Here is a 7,492-nt window from a genome sequence, read left to right on the forward strand (position 1 = left end):
CGCGGCCCACGCCCCACACCCGACACAAACTCCGGCGCAGGCAACGCCCCCCGATCCACCTTCCCGTTCACCGTCAACGGCAGCCGCTCCAACTCCACGAACGCCACCGGCACCATGTACTCCGGCAGTTCGCGGGCGGTGTGGGCGCGCAGGTCCGCCGGGTCGGCGCCGTCGCCCTCCGGCACCACGTACGCCACCAGTCGCCGCTCGCCGGGGCGGTCCTCCCGCGCGACCACGACCACCTGGGCCACCGACGCGTGGCCGGCCAGAACCGCCTCCACCTCGCCCAGTTCGATGCGGAAGCCGCGTACCTTCACCTGGAGGTCGGCACGGCCCACGTACTCCAGTCGTCCGTCGGCCCGCCACCGGACGAGGTCCCCGGTGCGGTACATGCGCTCGCCGGGAGCGCCGTACGGACAGGCGACGAACCGTTCGGCCGTCAGGTTCGGACGGTTGTGGTAGCCGCGGGCCAGTCCAGTGCCCGCCACGTACAGTTCGCCGACGACGCCGACCGGCGCCGGTCGCAGGCCCGCGTCCAGGACGTACGCCCGCATGTTGTCCAGCGGTGTGCCGATGGGCGGAACGGTGCCGATGTCGTCGGCGGACCGTGCGAGCGCGGTCACGGCGAACGTCGTGGTCTCCGTGGGGCCGTAGCCGTTGCCCACGGTGATGCCGGGGCAGGCCTCCAGGACACGGCGCATCGCCGCCGCGGAGGCCGCGTCACCGCCTGTCCACACCGTGCGCATCCCGGCGAAGGCCTCGGGGTGCTCATCGGCGATCAGGTTGAACAGGGCCGTCGTCAGGAAGGCGGCGGTCACGCCGTGTTCGGCGGTCATGCGCTCCACCACTGCGCCGTCCACCTGTCCCGGTGGGGCGACCACGACCCGGCCGCCGTTCAGGAGCGGCACCCAGAGCTCGTAGGTGGAGGCGTCGAAGGACTGCGGGGCGTGCATGAGGACGCGGTCGTGGGCGCCGCCGCGCCAGCGCCGGTCGAAGGCGAAGTCCACGACGTCGCGGTGCCGGACCCCGACGCCTTTGGGCACCCCGGTCGAACCCGACGTGTACATCACGTACGCCAGTTGGTCCGGGAGCACGGTGATGTCGGGAGCCCCGGGGTTCTCGTCCTCCGACTCGCCCGACCATGTCTCCCTGTCGAGGGTCACCACACGCGTCGAGAGGCCGGGCACGTCCCGGTCGGTGAGCAGCACCGAGGCGCCGACGTCGTCCAGTACCCACGCCATCCGCTCCGGCGGGAGGCCCGAGTGCAGCGGCACGTAGACGCCGCCCGCGCGCACCACCGCCATCGTCGCCACCACCGCGTCCACGGAGCGCTCCAGCAGCAGCGCCACCGGCGACTCCGCCGTCACGCCGAGCGTCACCAGCCGTCGCGCCAGCCGGTTCGCGCGCGCGTCCAGTTCGGCGTACGTCAGCTCCGCCCCGTCGGCCGCCACGGCGACCTCGTCCGGGGTGGCCGCCACCTGCGCCGCGAACAACTCGCCCAGAGGACCGGCCGGCACTGCCCGGTCCGTCGCGTTCCACTCCGTCAGCAGCCGCTGCCGCTCGCCGGGCGACAGCACCTCGATCCCGCCCGTCGGGCGCTCCGGCTCGGCCACCACGCCCTGGAGGAAGCGCAGGAAACGGTCCTGGTGGGCGGCGAGCAGGCCGGCGTCGTAGTAGTCCGGGTTCGCGTCGAAGGCGAGGATCAGGCCCTCGCCGTCGGCCCGGTGGTACGCCGCGAAGGACAGTTCATCGACGGGGCCGTTGGACAGGTTGTGGGCGGTGGTGCGCAGGCCCGCGAAGTCCAGGTCGTAGTCGAGGTCCATCATGTTGACGACGGGGCCGGTCAGGGTCTGGCCGTCGCCGAGGCGCTTGAGGTCGCGTCGGATGTCCTCGTAGCGGTAGCGCTGGTGCTTCAGGGCCGCACGGGTGGCACGGGTGACCTGGGCGACCAGTTCCGCGAGGGAGTCGCCCGGGGTGACACGGACCCGGAGGGGCACCACGTTGGAGCGCAGAACGGGAGTACGGCGGTCGGCCGGCGTCTTCCGGGCGGTCACCGGGAGGCCGAGGACGATGTCCTGTCTGCCGGTCATCCGCGCCACGTAGGCGGCCGTGGCGGTGATGGTCAGGACGGGCCACATCGTGCGCAGTCCCCGGGCCACGTCCCGCAGCCGGTCGAAGTCGGCCGCGGGCAGCCGGGTGGTCCGCCGCAGGAACAGGATCTGCTCGTCCGCCGGCGCGAGCCCGAGGGTGTCCGCCAGCCGGGGCGGTTCCGGGGTGTCGGCGAGGAGGCCGGCCCAGTAGTCCCGGTCGGCGGTGAAGACCGGTGAGCGCCGGTAGTCCGCGTCCTCCTCCACCAGCTGGGTCAGGGGGGCGAACCCGCTCGGGCCGAACTCCTCGCCGCGGGCCAGGGCGGAGTAGACCTGAGCCATCCTGCCGGTGATCAGCGGTCCGCCGGAGGCGTCGATCAGGATGTGGTGGATGCGCTCGTAGAAGTGGAAACGGTCGTCGGCCACCTTCAGCAGGGCGAAGGTGGTGAGGCCGCCCTCGGCGAGGTCGACGGGGCGGTGCCGGTCCTGGTGCATCCAGTCCTGGGCCGCGGCCTCCGGGTCGTCCTCCCCGGTGAGATCGATCAACGGCAGTCCGGGGCGCAGCTCCGCAGCGACCAGCTGGCGCAGTTCCTCGCCCTCCTTGACGACGACGCGCACACGGAGCGTCTCCGCGTCCTGGAGCAGTTGGTGCCAGGCGGCCTCCAGCAGCCGGTGGTCGACGGCGCCGTGGAGGGTGATGTACTCGGAGATGTTGTACTTCGCACCGGACGGGTCGAGTTCATGCCCTGCCCAGACACCCGCCTGCGCTGCCGACAAGGGGAGACTCACGGTTCGTGCTGTTTCGGGTATGGGCATGGCTATCCACCACCAGGATCCGGGTACTGAGGAGAAGTCGGGCGACGGCGCGAGTGCGCGGGCCAGAAGGAGGCAGGGGAGTGCGCGGCTACGGCGGCGTGGTCACGCCATCTGCCGGCGCAGGCTCCGGGGGCGCATGTCCGTCCAGTGGGCGTCGACGTACTCGACGCACGCCTGGCGCGCGGCCTCGTGCAGGACGACGGCCCAGCCGGCCGGGACGTCCGCGAACGCGGGCCACAGGGAGTGCTGCCCCTCTTCGTTGACCAGGACGTGGTAAGCGGTGTCCCGGTCCTCGAACGGGTGAGTGCTCATGGGTTGATCACCTCCTCTTCGTCACGTCGCTCAGCGTGTCGGCCACCAGCGTCACGAGTTTGTCGGTGGCCGTCTCGGTGTAGAAGTGACCGCCGGGAAGGGTCTGCAGGTCGAACGGCCGGGCAGTGTGGCGGGCCCAGTGCCGGGCCTCGTCCTCGCTCACCGAGCCGTCCTCGTCACCGATGACGGCGGTGACGGGGCAGTCGAGCAGGGCTCCGGGGACGTAGCGGTAGGAGGCGACGAGCCCGAAGTCGTTGCGCAGCATGGGCAGCATGAGCTGGAGCAGGTCGCCGTCCTCCAGCAGTGCGGCGCCCGAACCGCCCAGGTTCCGGACGTAGTCCATGATCTGCTCCTCGGTGCCGAACCGGACGGTGTCAGGGCGGGGTACCGAGGGGGCCTTGCGCGCGGAGACGAACAGCCGGTTCAGCGCCGGTGCCCCGGAGGCCCGCAGGGCGCGGGCGACTTCGTAGGCCACGGTCGCGCCGAGGCTGTGGCCGAAGAACGCCACGGGCCGGTCCAGGCAGGGGAGGACCGCCCGTGCGGCCTTCGACACCAGGGTCGGGAAGTCCCCGATGAGCGGCTCGGCGTACCGGTCCTGCCGGCCGGGGTACTGGACGGCGATCAGCTCGATGTCGGGCGGCAGCAGCTCCGGCCAGCCGCGGAACGCGCTGGCGCTGCCACCGGCGTGCGGGAAGCAGACCAGCCGCAGCCGGGCGTCGGCGCGTGGAACGTACCGGCGCAGCCACGCGCCCGAGGTCGTGGAGTGGTGCCAGGTCATGGCGTGGTTCACTCCCCGGCGCTCTCGGACCGCGCGTCCGGTGCGTAGGGCTCGGCCATGGCGACGGCGATGCGGCGCGTGCCGGTGAACGGTTCCCGGCCGTGCGCGGCCAGCATGTTGTCCACGACGAGCACGTCGTCCTGCTGCCAGTCGAAGCGCACCGTCGCCGCGCGGTAGCAGGACCTCAGATGGTCCGTCACCTCGTCGGGGAGGCGGCCGCCGTCACCGTAGTAGGTGTTGGTCGGCAGGCCTTCCTCGCCGAACAGGCCGAGCAGGCCCTCCTGGACCTCGGCGGGCAGTGTGGTGTGGTGGAAGAACACGACGTGGTTGAACCACACCGTCTCCCCCGTCTCGGGGTGGGTGTGGATCGCCTTGCGGCGTGCCGTGGTGCGCAGCCCGTCGGCTCCCAGCCACTCGAACTCGATGTCCTTGGACCGGCAGTACGCCTCCACCTCGGCGCGCTCGTCGGTGTTGAACAGCTCCCGCCATGCCACGCCGAAGCGCTCGTGGAAGTTGCGCACGACCATCCAGCCGCGGCGGCCGAACTCCTCGCGGACTGCCGGGTCGAGGGCGGCGTACACCTGCCGGACGTCGGTCAGCGGGGTGGCCCCCTGTGTCTCGGGCGGGTGGTCGCAGTAGAAGTAGAGCGTCCGGGGCCAGCTCGACTGGTAGGAGTTCTCGTTGTGGACGAAGATCTCCTCCTCCGGCGGATAGTCGGTGGAGGTGTAGACGTTGCCCTTGATGGTGCTGCGCGGGGACGACCGCTCGGAGTAGGTCAGCGGGTCGCCGGACAGGTCCCTGACCACCTGGTCGAAACCGTCGATGCCGCCGATGTCGAAGCCGCGCAGCAGCAGCGCGCCGTGTGTCCTGAGCGACGCGCGCAGCCGTTCTCGGTCCGACTTGATGAGGCGGGTGACGTCCCGGTCCTCCGGATCGGCCTCGACCAGGTGGGGCAGCGGCTGTCCCGCTGGTGCTGTGCGGTGGGCGGACATCGTCGTGGCGTGCCTTCCTGAAAGGGTGTGAGGTGCCGAAGGCGGGCGTCGTTGCGCGCCGCGGCCCCGGACCGCGTGATGCGCGGGCGCTCGTGCGCGAGCTGGTCCCGTCCGTCTCCCCACTGTGTGGGTTCGGCCTATATTTCTTCGGTCATTTCTCCGGTGTACGTCTCGGCGCATCCTCGGTGTGCGCCGCCGCGTCCTCGTCGGGGCGCGGCTCGACGGGTTCCTGTCCCGCGGTCCTGATGGCCGGGCTCGCCACGGCGGCCAGCGCCATGACGGCCATCGCGGCCGCGACTCCGGCGACGGTCGGCGTGGTGCCGAAGGCCGCGAGGAGCAGTCCCCCGACGAGTGCCCCGGCGGAGTTCATGCCCGAGCCGATGAGCGCGAAGACACTGGTCACCCGGCCCTGCATGGCATCCGGTGTGATCTGCACCTGGTAGACGCCGGCGGCCACGTTCAGCAGCGCCCCGGCGAAGGACATGCCGGCGAACAGCGCCCCGATGACCACCGGCCGGGTGACCACGGCGAGCGGCAGCATCAGCAGCGCCCACACCGCCAGCGTGCCGGTGACGAGGGCGCCGGGCGACAGCCGCTTCAGCCACCACGCACCGGTGAAGGCCCCGCAGATGCCGCCCACGCCGGACACCACTCCGATGAGGCCGATGGTGGCCGGGGACCCGCCGTGCTCCTTGATGATGAGCACCAGGGCCAGGGCCAGCACCTGGAAGAGGATGTTGCTGCCCGCGATCAGCCCCACGGCGGCCCGCATGAACCGCTGCCGCCACACCCACACGAGGCCCTCGCGCACTTCCCGGCGCAGGTCGTGGGGCTCCTGCGGGCGCTCGGTCTGGAACTTCTTCCGGATCAGCAGCAGAGTGACCAGGGCGCACAGGTGGGCCACGGCCGTGAGCAGGAACGGCAGCCATTTGGCCAGGGCGTACAACGAGGTGCCGGAGAGCTGGCCGAGCAGCCCGGCGCCCTGTCCGCGTGCCTCGTTGCGCGTGAGTGCCACGGTCAGGTGGTCGGGGTGGACGAGGTTGCGCACAGCGGCCCGCTCGGCGAGCCGGTAGAAGATCACCGCCGAGCCCTCGACGAACGCGGCGGCCATCAGGTGCGGCAGCCACAGGTGTCCGCTGATCAGCGCGGCCGCGACACTGCCCATGGCGGTCAGCCCGGCGAGGTCGCACGCGATCATCAGCCGGCGGCGGTCCCAGCGGTCCACCAGGGCCCCGGCCGGCAGTTGCAGGAGCAGTTGGGGCAGCAGGGCGGCGAACCCGACGAGTCCGGCGCCGGTCGGGGAGCCGCCGTACCAGATCATCAGCAGCGGGTAGGCGGCGGTGCTCGCCCGGGTGCCGAGCAGGGAGAGCCCGGCGCCGGTCCACAGCAGCAGGAAGTCCCGGTTCTTCCGCAGCGGGGGCGGCGCCGTGCCGGTCCGGGCGCCGTCTTCGCCGTGGTGCTCCTCGGTCAGGCTCATTCGGCCGGGCCGGGCGTGCCGACGGCGCCGAGGCGGCACCATTCGAGCACCGCCATGGCGCTGTGCATCTTGTTCTCGGCCTGGTCGAAGGCGATGCTCGCCGGGCCGTCGAGTACCTCGGCGGTGACCTCCTCGCCCCGGTGGGCGGGCAGGTCGTGCATGAACACCGCGTCGGCGTTGTGCGTCCACAGGTCCCGGGTCACCTGGAACGGGGCGAAGAGGGTGCGCCAGTCGGGGTCGGGCTTGCTGGTGCCGGTCGTCTGCCAGCGGGTGGTGTAGACGACGTCGAGGTCCTTGGGCAGTTCGTCCATCGTGTGCCGCTCGGTCACGGTGGCGCCGGAGCGCCGCGCGTGGGCCTGGGCGCGGGCCAGGACGCCGCCCGGCAGTCCGTAGCCGGGCGGCGTGCGCAGCTCCAGTTCGGTACCGGCGAACCGGGACAGGCCGAGCGCCAGCGCGACGGCGGTGTTGTTGCCCTCCCCCACGTACAGGAGCCGCAGTCCCTCGACGCGGCCGAAGCGGCACTTGAGGGTGGTGAGGTCGGTCAGCCCCTGGGTGGGGTGCTCGTCGGAGCTCATGGCGTTGATCACGGACATCCGGGACTGGGCCGCCCACCCCCGCATCTCCGCGGGGTCGTCGGACGTCCTGGCGACCAGGACGTCGAGCATCCGGGAGAAGACCTGCCCGGTGTCCTCGCTGGTCTCCCCCGTGTTGATCTGCAGGTCGCCGCCGTTGTACGCGATGATCCGCGCGCCGAGCCGCAGCGCCCCCGCCGAGAAGGCCGTACGGGTACGGGTCGAGGTGCGCCGGAAGTAGATGCCGGCGATGGTGCCGTCGAGCACCGGGCCGGGCCGTGCCGTGCCGTTCGAGAAGGCGGCTCCCCGGTCCACGAGGTGGCGCAGGTCGGCGTCGGAGAGGTCGTCGAGGGATATCAGGTGTCGGGCGGTCATACGGCGCTCCTCGGAATGCGTCGTGCGGGTGGAAGAGGGGCCGGCGGCGTCTGTGGACGGGCATCGCCGGCCCCGGGCGGCGC

At 71.9% G+C, this 7,492-nt stretch carries 6 protein-coding genes; all 6 read right to left on the minus strand.

Annotated elements, in window-relative coordinates; all coding sequences use genetic code 11:
- On the minus strand, positions 1-2,876 hold a 2,876-nt coding region (locus G5C60_RS09945), incomplete at its 3' end, for an amino acid adenylation domain-containing protein (RefSeq protein ID WP_165256983.1).
- A gap of 129 nt (positions 2,877-3,005) precedes the next feature.
- On the minus strand, positions 3,006-3,215 hold the full coding sequence (locus G5C60_RS09950; RefSeq protein ID WP_165256994.1) for an MbtH family protein: 210 nt from the start codon (positions 3,213-3,215) through the stop codon (positions 3,006-3,008).
- 7 nt (positions 3,216-3,222) lie between these two features.
- Entirely contained in the window at positions 3,223-3,993 is a 771-nt protein-coding gene (locus tag G5C60_RS09955) for a thioesterase II family protein (RefSeq protein WP_165256997.1), read from the minus strand.
- Positions 3,994-4,001: 8 nt separating this feature from the next.
- Positions 4,002-4,985, minus strand: a complete 984-nt coding sequence (locus G5C60_RS09960; RefSeq protein ID WP_165256999.1) for a TauD/TfdA family dioxygenase — start codon at positions 4,983-4,985, stop codon at positions 4,002-4,004.
- Positions 4,986-5,136: 151 nt separating this feature from the next.
- Positions 5,137-6,462, minus strand: a complete 1,326-nt coding sequence (locus tag G5C60_RS09965) for an MFS transporter (protein WP_165257001.1) — start codon at positions 6,460-6,462, stop codon at positions 5,137-5,139.
- Entirely contained in the window at positions 6,459-7,409 is a 951-nt protein-coding gene (locus G5C60_RS09970; RefSeq protein ID WP_165257004.1) for an ornithine carbamoyltransferase, read from the minus strand. The genes G5C60_RS09965 and G5C60_RS09970 overlap by 4 nt, the downstream gene beginning before the upstream one ends.
- Between the last annotated feature and the right edge of the window lie 83 nt (positions 7,410-7,492).

The sequence above is a fragment of the Streptomyces scabichelini genome, from assembly GCF_011045015.1.
In the GTDB taxonomy this organism is placed as follows: Bacteria; Actinomycetota; Actinomycetes; order Streptomycetales; family Streptomycetaceae; genus Streptomyces; species Streptomyces scabichelini.

Bases quoted from the DNA above. Each gene is read 5' to 3' on its own strand.
- G5C60_RS09950 (WP_165256994.1), bottom strand. From the start codon at position 3,215: ATGAGCACTCACCCGTTCGAGGACCGGGACACCGCTTACCACGTCCTG.
- G5C60_RS09955 (WP_165256997.1), bottom strand. From the start codon at position 3,993: ATGACCTGGCACCACTCCACGACCTCGGGCGCGTGGCTGCGCCGGTAC.
- G5C60_RS09960 (WP_165256999.1), bottom strand. From the start codon at position 4,985: ATGTCCGCCCACCGCACAGCACCAGCGGGACAGCCGCTGCCCCACCTG.
- G5C60_RS09965 (WP_165257001.1), bottom strand. From the start codon at position 6,462: ATGAGCCTGACCGAGGAGCACCACGGCGAAGACGGCGCCCGGACCGGC.
- G5C60_RS09970 (WP_165257004.1), bottom strand. From the start codon at position 7,409: ATGACCGCCCGACACCTGATATCCCTCGACGACCTCTCCGACGCCGAC.